General features: G+C 48.5%; 17 protein-coding genes. 2 read left to right on the top strand and 15 right to left on the bottom strand.

The annotated features are described in order from the left end of the window. Nucleotides 1–62: 62 nt before the first annotated feature. Nucleotides 63–989 (top strand): hypothetical protein, encoded by a 927-nt coding sequence (locus tag M3636_RS17455; RefSeq protein WP_251383364.1) that lies wholly within the window; start codon nucleotides 63–65, stop codon nucleotides 987–989. 199 nt (nucleotides 990–1,188) lie between these two features. Here M3636_RS17455 and M3636_RS17450 read toward each other — a convergent pair whose 3' ends face one another. The 5 genes from M3636_RS17450 to M3636_RS17430 form a co-directional block, all read right to left on the bottom strand. Continuing rightward, nucleotides 1,189–2,391, bottom strand: a complete 1,203-nt coding sequence (locus tag M3636_RS17450; RefSeq protein WP_251383363.1) for a hypothetical protein — start codon at nucleotides 2,389–2,391, stop codon at nucleotides 1,189–1,191. Nucleotides 2,392–2,469: 78 nt separating this feature from the next. Beyond that, nucleotides 2,470–3,663 carry a hypothetical protein gene (locus tag M3636_RS17445; RefSeq protein WP_251383362.1) on the bottom strand — a complete coding sequence of 398 codons (1,194 nt, stop codon included), beginning with the start codon at nucleotides 3,661–3,663 and terminating at the stop codon, nucleotides 2,470–2,472. A 335-nt stretch (nucleotides 3,664–3,998) separates the two neighbouring features. After that, on the bottom strand, nucleotides 3,999–5,558 hold the full coding sequence (locus M3636_RS17440) for a DEAD/DEAH box helicase (protein ID WP_251383361.1): 1,560 nt from the start codon (nucleotides 5,556–5,558) through the stop codon (nucleotides 3,999–4,001). Between the two features lie 937 nt (nucleotides 5,559–6,495). After that, the gene (locus tag M3636_RS17435) at nucleotides 6,496–7,944 is read right to left on the bottom strand and encodes a SulP family inorganic anion transporter (RefSeq protein ID WP_251383360.1); all 1,449 of its coding nucleotides are present in this window, start codon (nucleotides 7,942–7,944) and stop codon (nucleotides 6,496–6,498) included. A gap of 82 nt (nucleotides 7,945–8,026) precedes the next feature. Next, a complete protein-coding gene (locus tag M3636_RS17430; protein ID WP_251383359.1) occupies nucleotides 8,027–8,188 on the bottom strand; it encodes a hypothetical protein in 162 nt (53 codons plus the stop codon). A 385-nt stretch (nucleotides 8,189–8,573) separates the two neighbouring features. Between M3636_RS17430 and M3636_RS17425 the strand changes: the two genes are divergently transcribed. Beyond that, complete coding sequence (locus M3636_RS17425) at nucleotides 8,574–9,092, top strand: pilus assembly protein (RefSeq protein ID WP_251383358.1); 519 nt, start codon at nucleotides 8,574–8,576, stop codon at nucleotides 9,090–9,092. 414 nt (nucleotides 9,093–9,506) lie between these two features. On the opposite strand, the gene M3636_RS17420 is transcribed toward M3636_RS17425, so the two are convergent. The 10 genes from M3636_RS17420 to M3636_RS17375 all read right to left on the bottom strand — a co-directional run bounded on the left by M3636_RS17420 (nucleotide 9,507) and on the right by M3636_RS17375 (nucleotide 20,988). Further along, nucleotides 9,507–11,177 carry an ABC1 kinase family protein gene (locus tag M3636_RS17420; protein WP_128103875.1) on the bottom strand — a complete coding sequence of 557 codons (1,671 nt, stop codon included), beginning with the start codon at nucleotides 11,175–11,177 and terminating at the stop codon, nucleotides 9,507–9,509. Further along, a complete protein-coding gene (locus M3636_RS17415; protein ID WP_128103876.1) occupies nucleotides 11,178–11,555 on the bottom strand; it encodes a phasin family protein in 378 nt (125 codons plus the stop codon). Nucleotides 11,556–11,654: 99 nt separating this feature from the next. After that, on the bottom strand, nucleotides 11,655–12,293 hold the full coding sequence (locus M3636_RS17410) for a ThuA domain-containing protein (protein WP_128103877.1): 639 nt from the start codon (nucleotides 12,291–12,293) through the stop codon (nucleotides 11,655–11,657). A 420-nt stretch (nucleotides 12,294–12,713) separates the two neighbouring features. After that, entirely contained in the window at nucleotides 12,714–14,309 is a 1,596-nt protein-coding gene (locus M3636_RS17405) for a cobyrinic acid a,c-diamide synthase CobB (protein WP_251383357.1), read from the bottom strand. Nucleotides 14,310–14,408: 99 nt separating this feature from the next. Next, a complete protein-coding gene (locus tag M3636_RS17400) occupies nucleotides 14,409–15,500 on the bottom strand; it encodes a cobalt-precorrin 5A hydrolase (protein WP_251383356.1) in 1,092 nt (363 codons plus the stop codon). Further along, nucleotides 15,493–16,290, bottom strand: a complete 798-nt coding sequence (cobM, locus tag M3636_RS17395; protein ID WP_251383355.1) for a precorrin-4 C(11)-methyltransferase — start codon at nucleotides 16,288–16,290, stop codon at nucleotides 15,493–15,495. The genes M3636_RS17400 and cobM overlap by 8 nt, the downstream gene beginning before the upstream one ends. Continuing rightward, nucleotides 16,287–17,003 carry a precorrin-2 C(20)-methyltransferase gene (gene cobI, locus M3636_RS17390; RefSeq protein WP_128103880.1) on the bottom strand — a complete coding sequence of 239 codons (717 nt, stop codon included), beginning with the start codon at nucleotides 17,001–17,003 and terminating at the stop codon, nucleotides 16,287–16,289. Before cobI ends, cobM begins: the two co-directional genes overlap by 4 nt. Before the next feature lie 32 nt (nucleotides 17,004–17,035). Then, nucleotides 17,036–18,337, bottom strand: a complete 1,302-nt coding sequence (cbiE, locus tag M3636_RS17385) for a precorrin-6y C5,15-methyltransferase (decarboxylating) subunit CbiE (RefSeq protein WP_251383354.1) — start codon at nucleotides 18,335–18,337, stop codon at nucleotides 17,036–17,038. After that, entirely contained in the window at nucleotides 18,300–19,451 is a 1,152-nt protein-coding gene (locus M3636_RS17380) for a cobalt-precorrin-5B (C(1))-methyltransferase (protein WP_251383353.1), read from the bottom strand. Before M3636_RS17380 ends, cbiE begins: the two co-directional genes overlap by 38 nt. An 889-nt stretch (nucleotides 19,452–20,340) precedes the next feature. Further along, the gene (locus M3636_RS17375) at nucleotides 20,341–20,988 is read right to left on the bottom strand and encodes a precorrin-8X methylmutase (protein WP_128104639.1); all 648 of its coding nucleotides are present in this window, start codon (nucleotides 20,986–20,988) and stop codon (nucleotides 20,341–20,343) included. Nucleotides 20,989–21,111 lie beyond the last annotated feature (123 nt).

The following is a 21,111-nucleotide window of genomic DNA, read 5'->3' as shown; positions in this document are numbered from 1 at the left end:
TGACCCGAGAAGATTCAGATCGCACGCTGTACACTATACTGAACGGTGAGCGTGATTAGAGCATGAGCACAAAACAAGTGGTTTCTATTAGACCTTTTAACCGGACGACATATGCCTTTGAAAAGTTGCGTGTGTGCAAGCGATGTGGACAATATACTTGCTTATGGGAAGATGAATGCACATCCTGTGGCCGCAGCACACTGATTCATGTTCAGGAACATGCTGGCTCAAGGGTTAAGCGCCGGATCGCTCGTGATTTCCTATTTACGATTATTCTGGGGTCTGCTGCTACCTATTTCGGTGAGACGACCGATCAAACGATGCTAGCCGCAACCGTGTCTCTCCTGCTCATCGGATGGCTCATCTATATTCATAAACGCGCCCTTCCTGTTCAACAACTCCGCCAGATGAAGCGGTTGTTGTACGAGGAACGGGAAAAGATCCGTCAGGGCATCAACCGCAACTGGGCGCTAGTCGCCGAAGCTCGACAGGAGGATGAAGCTCTTGCATACGAGATGCTGCGTGAGATCGGCTCACTCGTATACAATGATCGAATTCGTCTTCAGCAAGTGGCTTTACTTCAATCCTTCGTCCTTCGCAGTGACATGGATTTACAGTTGAAACCACTGCTGCTTCGTAATTTCGAGCGGCTGCTCGCTGAATATATCGGTGAGATTGCTCGACTCAAGCCTGATCTGGTTCGTGAAGATGCCATTCGTTACATCGCTACGTACGAGGTGAATATTTTACAGCTACACAATGGCATTCAGATCCTAACTGCCGTAGCCGCCGCGGCTGTACGCAAAAGCAAATATATTGAATTATTCCCTAGTCTTATTACCCGCTACGCCCGCTTTATGCCCAAGGATCGATTCATGCGCTTGTATCACACCATAGAACGCTATCCTCAGAAAGCGCGAGGTGGACTGGCAGAATCAGTCGGTCGGGTATATGACGAGAAATATCGAGATCATTACGCAGAGGTGTGATCTTGATATCTTAAATAGGTAAATGAGTGCAAACTTAGATCCCTGTATATAGACGACAAAAAATAAGTTTATCCCTGCATCGAGTTTCGACACGTGTATTTTCTTCGTGATGATCATGTATAGATCTATACAAAAGCACCCCACGATTCCTCAGAATGCGGGGTGCATTTACTGTATTATTGGGCTGTATTATAAATGGTTATGAATGACTTAGGGATATGGATTCGTCCTGTCTACGACCATCTCTTCCTGCTCTGAGCGGATAGATGAGAATGTATGGAATCCAAACTAACACTGCACATAATATTGCACTGCCTGACAAGGAAAGGTTCATCTGTCCAATCACTGTTGTCTCATCACTTCCTCCCAGCAGGATGCTGGTGCCTAAGAAGTTCAGAAGTGTGCCCCCAGCGTAGAACAACATATGCTTCCACATCAGTCGCTTCACTAAAATATAGAACAGTGCACAACCCATCATGATGATAATGGACGGCATAAGCCATTGTTCCGATTCAATACTTCCGGATTCTGCAGCTCTCCCCATGAAATAAGCAACGCCCCATTGCAGCACAAATACCAGCCAACCTAGACCTACATTACGCGTTGATGAGTCTCGTCGCTCTTGCTCGTCTTCAGCACGCATTAGTGCGAGTAATTCTTCCTCTTCTTCCTCTGTTAATTCGTCATAGTCATCGGCTTCCATCCGTTCTTCCACTCGCTCGAGATACATATCGTGCTGATGACTTAATTGTTCTGTGTACGAAAATGCTTCTTGATCTCGATCCATACGGAGTTTCCTCAACAGCTCTGCCTCAGGTACATAACCAACGGTATGGATCGTTGTGAACTTCAATTTCCCCGTTGATGCAAGACGTTCCATCCACGCTTCAGCATCCTGCTCTTCATAAAATGGCACACTATGAACTCGATCCTTCATGTTTTGCTGATATACCAAGTGAATGACAGGCATGGTTTGCTGACCCGAAGGTGCTTTATGCACATAAGCATTAAGGCGATCTATCATATATTTGCCGTAATACACCGTTTGAATCTGAGACCACTCGAATTGGTTCTCCTCGTTCATTTTGGTATGCGGATTCCACTGGCTGTATCTAATTTGGTTATTGTGCATCTGAGTCTGACTAAGGTGATTCTCCAACCACGTCTCCTGTTGTAATTGATGATAAGAACGATAGGCTAACACGCCGCCAAAAGGAATCGCACCAAGAAAGAACCACGTTAAAATGGATAGATCTACGAAAAGGAGAATAACAGGCGCAATCACGAGCAGAACTCCGATGATCATATATGCATACAACGTGGCATAACGGAATTTTCGATACGAAGGTGACATGGATCGTTGCTTCTCGATGAGATCATGTGAATGGGTATATGCACTCATAGGAAGTCCTCCTTCTAAAAAGGCTTAAATATAAGCTTTGATTCTATATGTTATATTTCACGATAATTCATTGTGATGTCACTTGTCTTGGGTAGTGGAGGATTGATCCTCATTTTTATACAGCAATCCTTTGCGCGCCGTTAGCCGATAGTGATAAGCGATTAAAGGCAGGGCAACAAATAAGACACCTAGGAAGCTCACAACACCCATAGTATCCAACATACGTGCACCGGCACTCATATCATCTGAAGAATAGAATGAGACGCTGATAATAACCAGGTTAACCGCAGTGAATATACAATAGATCAACACATGCTTCCAGACAAAGGTCTTTGTTAACAAACCGAATATGACGCCGCCAACAACATAAAGCACGATAGGAATTAGGGAAGATACCGGATTAAGATTACCTTGTTCTGCTTGCTCTTTGAGCAGTATGGCTATTCCCCATTGGAGTGCAAATACAAGCCAAGCCCAACCTACATTGCGAAAGGCTTTGACCTTCTTACGCGGAGGCTTTTTCTGTTTCTTCTCACTTTTCGCTGACTGAACACTCTCAATCTGATCCAGAATCATCTTCATCCTGCGCTCATGGTAAGCCTCGTATTGGAGCAGAACATTTCCCGTCCATGATGCCTCTTCCAGATATGGGTCTTCCTCTAGTCCGACGCTAAGCTCTTCTGAACCAAGCTTATCGTTAGAATACATTGTGAACGTTAGTGGAACATCCTGTGAGGACAGCTCATCTAACCATGCCTTAGCTTCAGCCCCTTCATAAAAACGGACGGTACAGATCTTGTTCTGCATCCCCTGACGGTAGATGATATGTATTTCCGGCAGAAACTGATAAAGCATCACATGCTCTCCCAACTTGGCCTTCTTATAGAAATGAGCATTTTTCATCGTATAACGACTCATATACACACGCCAAATAGCAGAACGGTCAAACATATCCTCTTCCGACTCACGGGTTTCCGGGTTCCACCGTATATACCGTACCTGATAGTCGTCCATTTCCACACGATCCAAATGCCGATTCTTCCACGCATACCGACGCCGTGCTCGCCATAAGACGTAGAAAAACCACATCCCCAACGGCAGCAAAATGAGCGTCAACCAAAGCCACTCTACTGTAAACTGGGTGATTAGATAGAGCGAACCTACAATCATGGCTAATGCCATAAGCATGCCTAATCCACTCATGAACTGTGTAAATATCCAGTAGAAAGGTTGTATTCTCCGCTGTTCCTGAATCAAACCATGTGTACTCATGTATAACCTCCTAGCCATAAAACGTTCAATATACATAACTAAGATAGGCAATTTTCCCACTTCTTGTATACCCGCATTCTCCACCTTTGCAACAATCCATCTCTATCCTCGTAAGTGCAGTTCATCTTATAAATAATCCATGACTATCCAATACGTACCAGAATCTAATGCGTTTCTCCCACGGAAAAAAGGGCCACGGCAAACCCCTGCCGTGACCCTTGTTCGAGAACTCGGTACCGTTGTACCGGAGTCCTCTCGTATATATGCCATGCTTACATCCAGCATGGCATCATCGTTACGCCAGCATGGTTATACCACCGCTAGCGTAATCGATCTTACCGTCCGCGACGTGAATCGCGACGGTCACCCTTCGCAGAGCCGCGCCCAGCGTTGCGTGGGTCGGAACTGCGTCCACCCCAGCCGCTGTTGCTGCTGCGCCCCTCGGCGCTACGGCCACCACTACGGCTGCTGCTGCGCTCATCGCCGCTGCGACCTGCGCTGCGTCCGCCTTGACCAGCGCCGCGACTGCTGTCACTGCTGCGCGCGGAACCACGTCCAGCGCTACGCTCGTCGCCACTACGGCCGCCGCTACGTCCACCACTGCGTCCACCTTCGCCGCCGCGGGAACCACGACCACCACGACCGCCATCTCTGCGGTCGCTACGACCTGCACCGCGGCGAGCACTGCCTGTGCCAGCAGAACGTCCGCCTGAACGCTCGTCATCACCTTGACTGTTGATGGTACGACGCGTTGCTCCAGTAGAAGCTACTGGACCTTCGCTTGTCCACTGAATACGGTTCAGCTTCTGGTTAGTACCTTCTTCAATACGCGCAAGCTCCGGTCTGTCGTGTTGAGTTGCAAAGGTTACCGCAAGACCTGTTCCACCCGCACGACCCGTACGGCCAATTCGGTGAATGTAGCTTTCCGCATCATGAGGAATATCGTAGTTGAATACATGTGTTACGCCTTCAACGTCCAGACCACGTGCCGCTACATCCGTAGCAACAAGGATCTGCAATTTGGCATCACGGAATGCTTTCATGACATTCTCACGCTTGGATTGGGACAGATCTCCGTGAAGCTCATCACTTTCGTACCCTGCTTCGCGCAGATCTTGGTTCAGCTTGTTGGCACGACGCTTCGTCCGACAGAAGATAATCGCGAGGTATGGGCGATACGTATCAATCATGCCACGAAGTGCATCAAACTTCCCACGATCCGTGCACTCCAGCACCTGCTGGCGAATCTGATGGATCGGAATAACCGATTTCGAGGATACTTTTACATCCTCAGGGTCTTTCATGTAGTTTTTAGCCAGCATCCGAATGCCCTTCGGCATAGTTGCTGAGAACAGCATCGTCTGACGTTTGTGTGGCAGTTCACGAATAATCGTCTCTACATCATCCAAGAAGCCCATGTGCAGCATTTGGTCTGCTTCGTCCAGCACTAATTTTTTTACGTTATCCAGCTTCAATGTGCCACGGCGCAGGTGATCAAGCAGACGTCCCGGTGTACCAATTACGATCTGAGTACCGTTCTGCAATTTGCGCAGCTGCTTCTCTACATCTTGTCCACCATATACAGCAAGCACATGCAGCTTATCATCATTCGCTGTCAGCTTCTTCGCTTCTTCCGTAATCTGCAACGCGAGTTCACGTGTAGGCGCAATAATTAACGCTTGCGGTGAGCGGTCAGATACGTTGATTTTCTGAATGATCGGCAGCAAAAAAGCCAGTGTTTTCCCTGTGCCTGTCTGTGCCTCAGCAATAATATCGCGTCCTCCGAGTAGTACCGGAATCGAACGTTCCTGTACCGGAGTCGCAACAGCGATTCCCTGATGCTTCAGGATTTCGCACCATTCTGGACGAATGCCCAGTTGTTCAAAGTTTGCCAATCGTTACACCTCTGTATATTCATTTAGATAAGTCCATTTCATAATGACTCGCGTAATAAATTGAACCAGTTTACTTTACAATGACCTCTCAAATGACCTAACAACCATCTAATCAGTGTAAAATGTCTATTTCAACCTACATAGTTTCCCTTATATCAACCATGATTATGAAATGAATTTTTTAAAAAGCAATCCACACGTTGCTCTTCTTCTCCATACCCTGTAGTTTACACGTTAGTCCAGCAAAACAAAAGGGGATACCGCGTTATCTACTAACTTGTAGCACAAATTACCGAGATTTGTAGCAGCACGTTTTCAACCAAACGATCCCCGAATTCCTAACGAACCTAGCACACTCTATTCCAGCGTATTTAACGAGTTGTCATTTCTAACGAACTCCAGCAGCCCTATTACTCGATATATCCCCAAAAACAGAAGACATATTGGCGATACTGACAGTATAACGTGCCTGTAATTCGTTAGAAAAACAAAAGCATGATCCCCCCACACATAAGACGTGTTAGGTTCGTTAAAACTAGAACAACGGCGCCTCTCCCAAGTTGCACCCTGAGAGAAGTCACCGCTGTAAGGAAGAAGTTATTATTTTTATAGATCAGCTCTTACTAGGTCGTGTCTGAAAACTCGCTGAAGTGCATCTTTTACCACCTTTTCGCCCCTTGCTGCGTCACTTTCCCTTGACGTGCCCCGGTACGCCTGCAGAAAATTTCCTGGCCTGTAACGACAATTCGGCAAAATCTGCGTCCTTCCGAGTTTTCAGACACTCCCAGCTTGATTGGCAATCACTTTATTTAAGCGATATAAACCATTTCATTCATCTACCGCTATAAGTAACTCGATTCCACCGCTACCAAACTGCTTCATTCAGCTACAAATGATACCATCCTGCCGTGGTTCAAACGTAGTTTCAAACGGTCTATCATCCATGTCCGCCAGATGTGGCGAATCCGCTTCGCTCTAACAAACGTGAGCTTTCTTCATTCAGTCCACGCAGATGCACGGTTTTGCCAAGCTTCGCGTATTTGAACTTCACCTTGCCAATCGCAACGACGGCCGTATTATCCCAGATATGTGATCCGCCAAAATCAATCGTAATCTCGTCCGGATCAGCCTCCGCGTTGAACTTATCCACGAAATGAGAGGATGAACCAAAGAAAAACGGTCCAACCACGCGATAAATCTTCTGCCCTTGCTCTTGGCTTGTCTGTACACGGATTTTGGTCTGTTTCCAGCCGAAGTGCAGCACACTGAGTACAACCCCGACCATAACCCCGATCGACAAATCGTGTGTATAGACTACAATCGCTACGGTAATTACCATGACAATCGCTTCTGCCCGAGGTACACGAGCAATATTTTTAACCGAACTCCAGTCAAAGGTTCCGATGCACACCATAAACATGACACCTACGAGTGCACCCATTGGTACCTGCTTGACTACACCACTGAAAAGTAGCAATAGTATCGCCAGAAACGCTCCTGCAGTGAAGGTGGATAAGCGTCCACGTCCGCCCGACTTCACATTAATGACCGACTGTCCGATCATCGCACAACCGCCCATACCACCGAATAAGCCGTTAACAAAGTTAGCGATCCCCTGCCCACGTACTTCCCGGTTTTTGCTGCTCTTTGTCTCGGTCATCTCGTCTACAATCGTTGCAGTCAGTAGAGATTCAAGCAAACCTACCAGCGCCATAGTGAAGGAATACGGTAACAGAATCATCAGTGTATCCCACGTCCAAGCGATATTAGGCAAATGGAACATCGGGAGTGTACTGGCCAGCTTACCCATATCATCTACCGTTTTCACATCTAAGTGAAAGACCATGGTAATAATCGTCATGACAATGATCGCAATGAGGGGAGCCGGTACCGCTTTGAAAAATCTTGGCAAAATATAAACAATCGCCAGCGTGCCCGCAACCATCGCATACATCATCCAGTTCGCGCCTGTAAAATGTGTGAGCTGTGCCATGAAAATAAGAATTGCCAGTGCGTTCACAAATCCGGTCAATACCGAGTGCGGCACAAAGGTTATGAATCGTCCAACTTTAAAAATACCTAATATAAACTGAATAATTCCCGTTAATATGGTCGCTGCGAATAAATATTCCACGCCATAATCTTTGACAAGTCCAACCATGAGTACTGCCATGGCACCCGTTGCGGCCGAGATCATACCCGGTCTGCCTCCGGCAATCGAAATCACGATAGCAATCGTAATGGAAGCGTACAATCCGACCATCGGATCGACACCTGCAATGATGGAGAAGGCAATCGCTTCAGGAATAAGTGCGAGCGCAACTGTAATACCTGCCAGCACATCTCCGCGAATGTTGCCAAACCATTGTTGTTTTAACGTATTCATATGTTTCTTGCTAATCCTCCCGCTCTATAACACCAAATTTAAAATGAGTACCCGATCATCGAGAGAACGATTCATCACTGATTTACGAAGACAACCAGCACAAAATAGCGGAATCATTATCCGCAATGATGATCATCTGCACCTGTGGTATGGCTTCATAACCGTCCAAAACTACTGTAGAGCAAAAAATAAAATGCAGGTCTGCACCGGCATCCGTTCCAGTGTGAATCCACCTAAATTCCATCGTTGCATTCCGGGCGTTTCGATACTGATGAGTTATCATGAAAGAATGATGTTTGAAGCTCATGATACTCGTGGTTTTCCCCTCTCAGAAAAACCGGATCCGTTATGTACTGACCTATTATTATAGACAAGGTGCCCTATATGTACGAATACGTTTATGTGGAGATAATAGCGAATTATCTTTTAATATCTTCCTTTTTCTATAAATTACTCTTACATGCTTTAATTAGTCAAAAAATATAACTTGCTCTTTATGCCGTCATGGTTTAAATTCAGAAAAAATACCTATTATAGTTAATTACACGTAACGATTTACATATTATAGAATTAACCGGTCTATCATGCCTTGTTCCATTTTATATTTGCGATTTGGAGGATTATGTTTCATGAAGAAAAGGGTAACGATCACCTTAGTGTTGACCATCGCATTGACCACATTTATCACATTTATTGTAGGTGTCACCTCAGACAGGTCACATTCCGGTAACTCACAAGACAGCACACTTCCAACGGAAACCACCTACTCGGTGATCCATACGTCCGCGGATGGAGAAGATGAGACTGAACACTCTACAAAAGATGCAGATTGGGAGCATAAAGCCATTGGCGGCACTTCGGTTCCTAATGCTTTTACCATAAGTGCAGGTCGTGGACATCTTAAACTCATCATGAAAAATAATAGTAGCCATCCAGTCCAAGTCACCCTGACGCATAAAGGGAGCACGGATAAAATCTATTTCGAGAAGACAATTGCTTCACACGATACTCTGATCTGGACTAATTTTGAAGAGGGGTATCCACAAGGCATGCGCGGCGGAAGTTACGTCTTGGAATGGAGCGGCAACGAGTATGCCGTGAATGGCGAGGTTTCGGGTAAACTTGCATCCAGCATTCATGATTTCTAATTGACTCTGCATTTGGATGAAAAAAGATTCTAATAAATAATTAATTAAGCATTAATATACTTTTTAAAGGTAGAAAACGATATGTAATAGTTCAGGTTCCTAAAAGTCTATATGGTTACCAACATTTTAAAAATTACGAGGCTGTCTTCAAGTCACCTATGTGACTTTGAGACAGCCTCGTAATATTTACTCCCCAATAAATCACGGTTCTAGCTATATTTTTGAACTAAACATTTACACCATAACGGAGAGGACAGAAATAACATGAAGAAGCGAAGCGTTCGCCTTTATCCCCGGATTTTCCCCTTTATCAAAGGGAATCAAAAAAATCTGGGGATAACAGCGATCGGAAGGTTATTCTGTCATCGGAGTGGCTAGCGTGTAAATACCCTTATTGTTTATTTCAATATTAGTCTAGAACCGCCCTGATTTAAATATCGAATAGAGCAGAAACGCCACCATCAATATAGCCACAAGAAATCCAATCTCAATCACCGGAATGTCCCATAGCATCGTTGCCTGATGACTGATCGATGAACCGATGATAAGTCCAACCATAATGATACAAAAGGCAAGCAGTACGATACTGAATGATAATCGGTTGCTGATCTGATCCAGCCTGCGCAGCAGCGTCTCCAGTTCAGGCACACTGACTTCCAATCGCAGCTTTCCTTTGCTGATAATCGAAGATAACTGCCGCAATTGTCCTGGCAATCCAATCACACTTTCTGCCATGTCGGCAGCACTGCGGAACAGTTTATTTTTGATCCTGCCTGGGCTGAATCGTTCCTTAATCAGTTTACGTCCAAAGGGCTCCGCCATATCCACAATACTCAAGGATGGGTCGAGATGCTCAATGACACCTTCCATCGTCAGTAGCGACTTGCCTAACAATAGAATATCCGCAGGCATCACCACACGGTGCCGCTGAGCCACGCCGAACAGGTCATTGAGCGCCTCACCTACACTGATTTTGGAAAAAGGAATATCGTAATACTTCGTTCTGAGCTTGTCCAAATCGACATGTAGCCCGCGAAGATCCATATCATCAGGCATCATACCCAGCTTCTCAATCGAACGAACCATACTGTCCGTATCTTTGCGCATCAGTCCAATAATAAGCGTAGCCAGCTGTTGCTTCATCTCGTCACTCAACGTTCCTACCATGCCAAAGTCAATAAAGGCTAATCTACCATCCTTGAGTACCATCAGGTTACCTGGATGTGGGTCAGCATGGAAGAAGCCATGGATGAAAATCTGATTCAATAACGAATCTACCAGCCGCTGTGCAATATCGTTCAGGTCATGTCCTTTTTTAACTAATTGTTCACGGTCATTCAGCTTGATTCCTTCGATATACTCCATCGTGAGCACACGGGAAGACGTCTGATCCCAGTAAATCGTCGGAATCTTCACCTTCTCGTCCGGTTGATATTGCTGTGCGATCTTCTCGGTATTTCTCGCTTCAATGGTGTAATCTAACTCAGCCATCAGCGCTTGTGCATACTCCTCAACCATTTGCGGAATCTGGTACTGCTTCACCCAATCCCAGCGCTTCTCAGCCATCGCGGTCAACTCGCGCAAAATATCCAAATCGCGCTGCACAATTCGTGAGATGCCAGGTCGCTGAATTTTGATCGCAACCGCCTCACCGCTCTGAAGTTTACCCAAATGCACCTGACCAATGCTGGCCGCAGCTACAGGGGTATCCTCGAACCGGGAGAAGATCTCTTCCAGCGGTATATCCAATTCCTGTTCCAAAATACCCCTAGCCGTCTCCGAAGAAAACGGTGGAACCTGATCCTGCAGTTTCACCAGTTCACGAATGACAGACTCAGGCAACAAATCTGCCCGTGTGCTCGCCAATTGCCCCAGCTTAACGAAAGCCGGCCCCAGCTCCTGCAGCACTAGCCGTATACGCTCACTCAATGTTTTGGTCGTGTGGGCTTCACGCGACATCCATCGGCGGGGTAAGGCGAGAATTTGGAACAAACCCAACTCCTCGACCATATAACCGAAGCCATGACGCACTAGCGCCATGGCAATTTCACGGTATCTGCCGACATGTTTAATTCGTACAGCCATCTACTCGATCTCGTTTCCTTTGAGAGGAGGAACTTCAAGTGGAGCAGGGGAGCTATCCGTTTGAAGCTGTGGTGTCTGATTCAGTTCTGCAAGTTTCTTCTCAAGGAGCGCTACACGTTGCTCTAGACCTGTTACTTCATCTTTTGAAGGTACGCCCACTTCCTGCAGCACACGTCTAACCTGTTCGTGAATTACTTTCTTCAGCTGACCTTGCTCCTCGTCTCCTCGTTCCATCAGACGTTCAACTAGAGCCTTGGATTCACCCGGCGCGAGTTCACCGCGTTTTACTAGATCATCCACTGTTTTTTCAATCTTTTCTTTGCTTACGACGGTAAGACCTAGCCCTAATGAAATCGCCTTTTTGAACAAATCGCTCATTCCTGTCATCCCCCTCTTCATTGATGCATATATTATACCCCTATTAGAGGTCGTTCAAAAAGTCCGTACACATGATTAACACAAACATATAACGATTGGTTACACGTAACGCGCAGCCCATTTGCCTGCCTGGAAGACCAACTTACGATAAGTCTCGTGGGCAAACGTCGGCACATGATGTCCTGGCATCAGGTACACGATCCGCCCCAAACCATATTTATGTGCCCAAGCTGCTGGCTTAGGCCCTTCTTCCGACTGATACTCAAGCAAAACTTTCGTTTCAGAGAAGGAACCAAATTCAAACTGATAAGGCTCTTCTTCCAGCGCAAATCCGGTAATGCCTTCTGTCACAGGATGTGACTGCTCCGTAACCGTGAATTCCAGCGGAGCATACGGTGGATGATGCAAAAATTTAGCACCAATCATCTGCTTGAGCTCATATCGATTTTGGAGCGAGATTCCGTTATGCAGAATGACTAAACCTCCGCCATTACTTACATAGGACAGTAATCCTGCCGTTTGCTGTGGAGAGACTTTTCCCTTCCAATCGTCCATATATGAAATACACACATCAAATCCTGTGATATTTTCTTGTAATAACATATTGCGGTTCTCACTGCATTGCACAGTCATAATATCTTGAAAGATTCGGCTGATCTCAGCATCCACGCCTTGAAGCGGGTGCCAATCGGGATGTGTATAATCGCCGAGCAATAACGCCTTTTTACGATGATCCATTACATGTAATCCCCTTTCTAATTCCCTATTATCAAGTGACCGAAAAAGATGTCCCCCTTGTCATCCAAATAGCAGGTTACCCTTGTTTGAAACCTTCATGACGGTGAGTCCGGTTTACTTAAGCCACGATATGCTTATGCCTGTCGTTCAGATTCGCGGATATGTTCACTACTACTTCTTAGTATAGCCGCTTTATTCATAAGCATATCCTGAATTCTGTGACCCTTTAGAGAGTTCGTCCCAAGAGAGCCACAGGTGCACTCGTCAATTGTATATGTGTCATTACTGACCAGTCCAGCGTAACATCGATGCTCTGGGCAGTATTTAAGTCATTCCACATATGCAGGCAAAAACCTTTAATTCTGATGATTAGCGGCCAACTTCACGACCAAAGTCTCAGATAATTGAACGAGGATAGAGTCACTCTACTTCCTTCTGCTTACTTTGTCGATACATGCGACAATGCTCTACCCATCTGTGAGCAGCTCCAGGGTTAGAACCAAGATGCACATGGGTGTACCCAGCTAGAATATGACCTGAATTGTATCCCTCTGACTTCAAACCTCGCATGCCTTTAGTTTCATATGCGTAAGGAATCGTGTCTGTATCGTGATAGGTCATCGTAGAATAATGGAATTCATGACCTCGCAGTGTATCCCCCTTTTCCAGCAAAAATGAATCCTGAACAGCACTTGCCTCACGATATCCAAGGGCTGCACGCTTGGTTTGCATCTGTACATGCGCAGGAACAATCCCCGCCATGTTGAAGGTTACCCCCTGACGATCCGTTAGCGATTCTGCAAGCACCATATAACCTCCACACTCGGCAAATAAAGGCATGTGCTGACACGCCGCTTCACGCAGCCCTTCTAGGAACAACCTGTTCGTCGCAATAGCTTCAGCAAATTCCTCTGGAAAACCACCGCCCAGATAGATGCTGTCTGCATCCGCTGGAATCCCTTCACCCGCAATTGGACTGAAATACGTAAGCTGCGCGCCAGCTTCCTCAAGCAGCTCCAGGTTATCCGGATAATAGAAGTTAAACGCCGCATCCCGTGCAACTGCGATGACAGGACGTGCTTGGGCATGTTGTTGTTGATCGCTTAGGCGTTCCTGGTGTTCCTGATGTTCATTTTTTTCTTGTTGATCTTTTTGATCCTGTTGGCTTTGTTCAGATTGTTGGTTTTGTTGAGATCGCTCCTGTTCCGAGGGATGCTTAGGCTCAGAACGTTGCTCATCATCAGAAAGCTGCTGCTCTTCCAATTCATATACAAGGCTCCTCGTTTCCAGCGGAGGCGCTTTACCTGCAATCTTCAGAAGTAAGTCCAGATCCGTCCCCTCACGCAGTGCATCAGCCGCTCGCTGGAATAACGGGTCAAGCTCCCCCCGTTCGATTGCGGGAACCAAACCAAGATGACGCTCGGGAATCGACATATCTTCCTCTCGTTTCAGCCAGCCCACCACGGGGATGTCACACATTTGCTCAATCGCCTTCTTCACAATCTGGTAATGCCCTGAACTCCCGCAGCGGTTGACGATGACACCAGCAATATTCAGCTCAGGCTCCAACTGTTGAAACCCAAGCACAATCGCCGCCGCACTGCGTGCCATACTCCGAACATCCACAACCAGGATCACAGGTGTCTGCGTGACCGTCGCAATCTCGGCAGTTGAGCCGGTATTGCTGAGCGGGTCTTTGCCATCATACAATCCCATGACTCCTTCAATGATCGAAATATCCTGTCCATCTGCTGCTTGCACAAATGTATTGCGTACATACTCCGGTGAGGTCATCCATGCGTCCAGATTGCGAGATGGCCTGCCCGTCACCGCCGTGTGATAGGTCGGGTCGATGTAGTCTGGACCGCACTTGAAGCCCTGTACACGTAGTCCCCGCTCATCAAGAGCTTTCATTAAACCTAGCGTTACCGTTGTTTTGCCTGCGCCACTTCCCGTGCCCGCAATGATTAACCGAGGTCTGGCATGCTTGGCATGTTGTTCAGCAATCGTCATCATATGAGTTCCCTACCTTGTCGTCATGATTTCGTTATCGAGATGGAAATGATATAACAAAACCGCACCGAATACCGATGCGGTTATCTATATAATTTTAGTTCAATGTTTAAACGGAATGCGTGCGATAGAAATCGTCAGATTACCGCTTTTCTTCTTCTCCAGCAACCAATGGTCTGCCCCAGAGGAGAGTAGTGCCGCCGGCTCACTGACGCCATACGCTCCTGTATATTTGAATACCGTCTCGGACGGATTCGGCAGAGTGACCGTGTTTAGTTCAGCAGGGGAATAGGTAACCAGCTCCCAGCCGTACTTTTGGCATAGCGCGAGCAAGCCTTCCTCATCCTTTTTCAGATCAATGGTGGCCACGTTACGCACACTCTTCACGGAAAGAGACTGTTCTGCGAGCGTCGCAAGAACCTCCTGCTCCAATTCTTCCAAGGATGTTCCACGGTTGCAGCCCATGCCTAGCACTAGACTTTTGGGACGATACAACACACCGTTGCTCATGAATCGCTGTTGTTCATCATCAGTAAGCAATCGATCACTAATCACGAGTGCCGCATTGAAAGCAAACGCCTCTGTCTCTGCCATGCTACCAAAAACGCGAATATGATCAGGGACTGGCTTATCGTATCTCCACCAATTCCGCTCTCCCGTCTCCTGAATCAGCGCAACTGGCTCCTCATTCACAACCGCTGCACTCACGGGCGTAGCCTTATCGAAGCTGTCTACTGTCCAGCCCAGCTCACGACCAAACAGATCCACCGGGATTGTCCCCTGCACATCCGAGGCCGTCGTGATCACCGGACGTGCGCCAAGCACCTCTGCCACCTGGCGGGTCAACTCATTGGCACCGCCTAAATGACCGGACAACACGCTGATAACATGTTCTCCGCGATCATCAATGACCAGAACAGCCGGATCCACCTTTTTGTCCACTAATAGCGGCGCAATCATGCGTACTACGGCACCCAGAGATATGAATAAAATAATGCCATTATAGCGTTTGAACAAGTCCGGCAGAATCAGTTTCACGGACCCCTCGAACATGTTGTAGCCAAGCTGCTGCTCATCTCCACGGGCGAACTTCGTCATATAATAAACATCCGTTCCCGGGAATTGTCCAGCCATGTTGCGTACCATCTCAACCCCATGCTTGGTGATGGCTACCGCTGCATATGGATTACTCACCAGACTTCACTCCTTTGCGGTACCCATGGGTGAAGGATTTGTCATACAGCTTGGAGCGATGCGCATCCCGATTCACAAGATCTGGATCAAGCGCCCAGCCAGCTAGAATCATCGCATGCATTGTAATGCCTGCAGCGCGCAGGTCCGCGGCAAGATTAGCCAGCGTTGTACGCACAATTTTCTGATCAGGCCACGTGGCACGCTGTACCACCGCAACCGGTGTATCTTCACTCCAGCCTGCGGCGAGGAATTCAACGACAACTTTTTTGGCAAGTGTAGCACTGAGGAACAACGCAACGGTACAGTGGTGCGATGCGAGGTCACGCAGCTTCTCCCGTTCTGGTACAGGCGTGCGTCCTTCCGCGCGAGTCAGAATAACGGTCTGGGTCAGCTCAGGCACAGTCAGTTCTGCCCCTAATGCGGCTGCCGAAGCAAATACCGAGCTGACGCCTGGAATAATCTCATAGTCCACACCTTGCTGCTTGAGCAATACCATCTGCTCTAAAATTGCCCCGTACATCGCCGGGTCGCCTGTATGTACGCGAGCTACACTGCGCCCATTGCGCGTTGCCTCCGTCATCAGCTCGACTTGGCGCTCCAGATCCATGCCTGAGCTTTGCAACACTTCCGCTTCCGGCTTCGCCGTAGCAATGAGCTCATCATTCACGAGTGAGTCGGTGTAGAGCACCAGATCGGCACTTCGCAAAATGTTCGAGCCTTTGACAGTAATCAGCTCCGGGTCTCCGGGGCCTGCACCTACGATATATACTTTCGGTTTCAATGTTTTCATTTGCTCACCACCATCAGACTCAGATATTCCAGCTCCTGCCCTTTCAGTTCACGGGCATCACGCCAGATCAGTTCATATGGAGAAGTGACTTTGGTAACGACCGAGGCTTTGCCGCCGAGACCCATCTCCTCCAGCAGTTCCAGCATAAGGTCAAGCACCTTCGCCACTTTGATAAATACAATCGTATCGTGATGCTCAATCGCTTGTCGCATGGCCTCTTTATCTGCTGTAGCTGGGATAATGCCCACCTGCTCGTCACCATCCGCCAGATGGATATCCAGCGCTGCCGCTGCACCTAGTACGGAGGAGATCCCCGGAATAGAAGAGATTGGCACTTCAGGGTGCAATTCGCGCATCAGACGTGCCAAGTGAATAAATGTGCTGTATAGATTCGGGTCTCCTTCGGTCACAAAAGCAACGTCTTTCCCTTCCTTGAGCGCACCCCAACATGCCTCAACGGTTTTACCCCATTCACGCTCCAGTACAACAGGGTCTTTCGTCATCGGGAAGATCAGACCCAGCATTTCCTTCTCTTCTGGATTCACGTACAACTCCACGATCTCATGGGCGTAGGATTTACCACCCTTGCGTTTCTTCGGATAAGCGACTACAGGGCATTCCCTGATCATACGGTATGCTTTGACGGTAATCAGCTCCGGGTCACCTGGCCCCACACCCACGCCATATAGTGTGCCTACTGCTCCCATGCTCATGTTGTTATCCCCCTTGTTCTGTCCTTCAACGATCATTCTGCCGCTCCTGCTGTTGTTCCCGCCGCTGGTGCTTCTGTGTTCTCATCAACAACATACTGTCCTGTAATCACATAAATCGGGTTCAATCCGTCAAAACGAGTCATGTTCAAAATCGGCTTGCTACGCGCCGTCTGAAGCAACGTCACCGATGCGTCCATGCCTGCTTCGCGCATCGCCTTCATGCTGTCATGCAGCGTCTCAATTGTCGCTGCATTCACTACGATGCGTCCCGCTGGGCGCAGCCGGGACGCACATAGGGCGATCAGCTGCGCGAGTTCTCCGCCGCTGCCGCCGATAAACACCGCATCCGGATTCGGTAGTTCGTCCAGCCCTGCTGGTGCTTTGGCATGAAGGACGGTAAAGTCCGTCCGGAATTTCACTCGATTGGCCTCGATGTTGACGAGGTCACCTTCATTTTTTTCAATAGCGAAGACTTGTCCCTTCGGCGCGAGCCGTGTGCACTCTACAGCAACCGACCCTGAGCCTGCGCCAATATCCCAGACAACGCTATCCTCTGCGAGCTGCAGTTCGGATAAGCTGAACACACGCACTTCGCGCTTCGTGATTAGACCCTTCTCCGGCTTGCGCTGGTGGAACTCTTCATCCGCGAAGCCAAACCCTTTGCGTGGTGCTGGTGCATCCTTACGGCGCAGCAAAATCACGACGTTAAGCGGACTGCATTCAGCTACCGCCAGCTCGTCCAATGTATAATGACGGGCACGCTCATCCGCCGCGCCCAGATTCTCAGCCACGTAGGCGTCATATTCGGTCATGCCGAATTGTTGCAGATAAGCTGCAATGGCCGCCGGGCTGTTCTGCTCATCGGTGAGCAGCCCAACTTTGGCTTTGCCGTCGATGCGCTGTGCGAGCCCCTTGAGCGGACGTCCGTGCACACTTTCGAGCACGGCGTCCTGCCAGCTCTCGCCGAGCTGGGCAAATGCGAGTTGCAGCGAGCTGAGATGAGGTCGGATCTGCAATTGATCCGAGCCAAGCTTACGCGCCAGATACCCAGCAATGCCGTAGAACAGCGGGTCTCCTGAAGCCAGCACAACGATATGGTGTGTGGCTTGAAGCGCTTTTATTTTTAGAACGAGATCACTTAAACCGCTCTTGATTGCAAGCTTCTCGCCTTCAAATGCAGGGAAATATTGCAGTAAACGCTCACCGCCAACAAGTACGTTAGCTGCTTGGATAATGTTCAAACATTCGGCTGTCAGCCCCGATGCGCCGTCTTCGCCTATGCCAATAATGTGGATTTTATGATCCTTTGCTCCAGTTGTTGTCGTCAAGTTCACTGATTTCCGCCCTCCCAAGTTCCATTCCTTTCATCGTTACCAATACCACTTCCACCGTCATGCCACCGCCCGCATGCTCCAGACAGTGCCGACAGGCATATGTACATAACCGCTCAAAATAGGGCAAATACCCTGCTTCGGTCATCATATCCGCTACCTGAGTCGCCGTGTTGGCTTCCTCGATCGCTTGCGCCAGCTCATCTCCGGCTCCCGTCTCCCGAGCGACGGACGCAAGAAATCCAAAATCCACCGGCGCACTCTTGGAATGCACCATCATGACACCTTGTGCCACCTTGGCAAACTTACCGGGCATGCCGACCAGACTAATGCGTTTCATCCCTAACCGCTTGCCATGCTTGATCGCGAACCCGACAAAGTCACCCATCTGAATAAAGGCTTCCTCTGGCAAATCAGGCATCATTTTCATCGCGTACTTCTCACTGCTGCCCCCAGTGGTGAGGACGATATGATCGCAACCGGAAGCCTGGGCTACCGAGATGGCCTGTACCACGCTGGCTTTGTACGCCGATGTGGAGAAAGGTACAACCACGCCCCGTGTACCCAGAATCGAGATACCACCGAGAATGCCAAGCCGGGAATTCAGCGTTTTCTTCGCGATCTCTTCCCCGTCTGGCACGCTGATGACCACCCGCACCCCTCGCGCTGTGCCGTGTTCGGCGAGAACCTGCGTTACCGCTTCGGTGATCATGCGGCGGGGAACGGGATTAATCGCTGCTTCGCCCACTGGAACTGGCAATCCTGGCTTCGTCACACGCCCAACGCCGATCCCGCCGTCCAGCTCCATCCCAGGCTCATCTCGCCAGGATACGTGGGCAATAATCTTCGCGAGGTGTGTTGCGTCCGGATCATCTCCGGCATCCTTAATCGTGGCGCAGGTTGCCACCCCATCCTCTAACCCTTGCTCGATCAGTTCGAACGAGTGGTCAAAGCCCGCAGGAAGGGACACGACAGCTTGTTCAGGCACCGTTCCGGTTAGTAGTAACTGCGTTGCCCCTTTCGCAACGGCTGTGGCACACGCCCCTGTGGTGAAGCCAGATCGCATCGGTTTGTCGGGATCGGGTGCTTCACCGCTTTTCATGCGTTTCTTCTCCATGGTCTCTGACCTCCCGTCCTTTCTTATCATTTAAATTGTCGGATGTACTCGAGGTAACTACGTTTGCCGCAGAAGGGGGAGACTCCGGGGTGGCCGCTCCGGGAACGGATCGTTCTTTCGATCGCCGTTGTCCCCAGATTTCTTTGATTCCCCTTATACTAAGGGAGAAATCCGGGGACAAATGCGAACGCTCCGCTTCTACAGAATCGATTCCGTTCCCTCCGCTACCTCCTGCGTCTCTGGCACACTTCGTTAGTACAGTACATTCCTCCAGCCCTGATTTAAATGACTAAACCTGGGCTGGAGGGCGTTTGGGGTAACTATTCATTCACCGCTGCTAGAAGTTCGCGGTGAATGGAGTTACTAATCCCTAGACCTTGCTGCCATTTTAACCATGGCACGTAGAGACATTACAGCCATGGATTAAAGGCTCAACCTGGGCTGGAAGGCGCCTGGGTAACTATTCATTCACCGCTGCTAGAAGTTCGCGGTGAATGAAGTTACTAATCCCTAGACCTTGCTGCCATTTTAACCATGGCACGTAGAGACATTACAGTCATGGATTGAAGGCTCAACCTGGGCTGGAAGGCGCCTGAGTAACTATTCATTCACCGCTACTAGAAGTTCGCGGTGAATGGAGTTACTAATCCATAGACCTTACTGCCATTTTAACCATGGCACGTAGAGACATTACAGCCATGGATTAAAGGCTCAACCTGGGCTGGAAGGCGCCTGGGTAACTATTCATTCACCGCTGCTAGAAGTTCGCGGTGAATGGAGTTACTAATTTACAAACCTGGCTAACACTTTAACCATGGCGATAACTCGTTATTTCAAACTTTGTATTTGACGAAACAGTGAGTCGCCACGAGTAATTAAACAAGAACTATTAGGATTTCATTGCCATGATTGAGATTGCGTTGAGGGCAGCGACGACGATGGTACTGCCGCCTTTGCGGCCAATATTCGTGATAAACGGAATATCCAGCTTGCGCAGCTCGTCCTTCGACTCAGCAGCGGACACGAATCCTACAGGCATACCAATGATCAAGCCTGGCTTCGCTTCGCCTTCTTTAACCAGACGGATCAGTTCCAGCAGTGCAGTTGGTGCATTACCAATCGCATAGATTCCACCTTCGTAGGCTTGAGTGGCTTTACGCGTAGAGATAATGGCACGCGTTGTATTCAACCGTTTCGCTTCCTCCATCACATCTGGATCGGAGATATGTACATGCACGTCTCCGCCGAAGCTGCGAATACGGTCTTTGCTCACTCCCGCTTGAATCATCTGTACATCGGCAATGACGGATTGGCCAGCACGCAGTGCTGCAATCCCGGCTTGGATCGCATCAGGGTGAAATACCATGCTCCGGCCCAGTTCAAAGTCAGCAGATGCGTGAATGACACGTTGCACGACTGGGTACTGCTCGTCCGTGAACGGATGCTCGCCCAGCTCCTCGGTGATCATCTCGAAGCTTTTGCCTTCAATTTCCTGCGGCTGTACTGTCAGCGGTTTGAAATCTGTTTTGAAATCCATCATGCATTCACTCCTAAAAAGGGATTATGAAATTAATTAATTCATTTAAAATTAAATGTTGAAAATTTGGACTATATGTGCGTAATCAAAAGCGGACTTTTGGAACAAGCTCTGTATGTGCGT

It is taken from the genome of Paenibacillus sp. MER 99-2, assembly GCF_023714095.1.
Classification (GTDB): domain Bacteria; phylum Bacillota; class Bacilli; order Paenibacillales; family Paenibacillaceae; genus Paenibacillus.
Note: the sequence above shows the minus strand (reverse complement) of the source record. Positions and strands in the feature narration are given on the sequence as shown.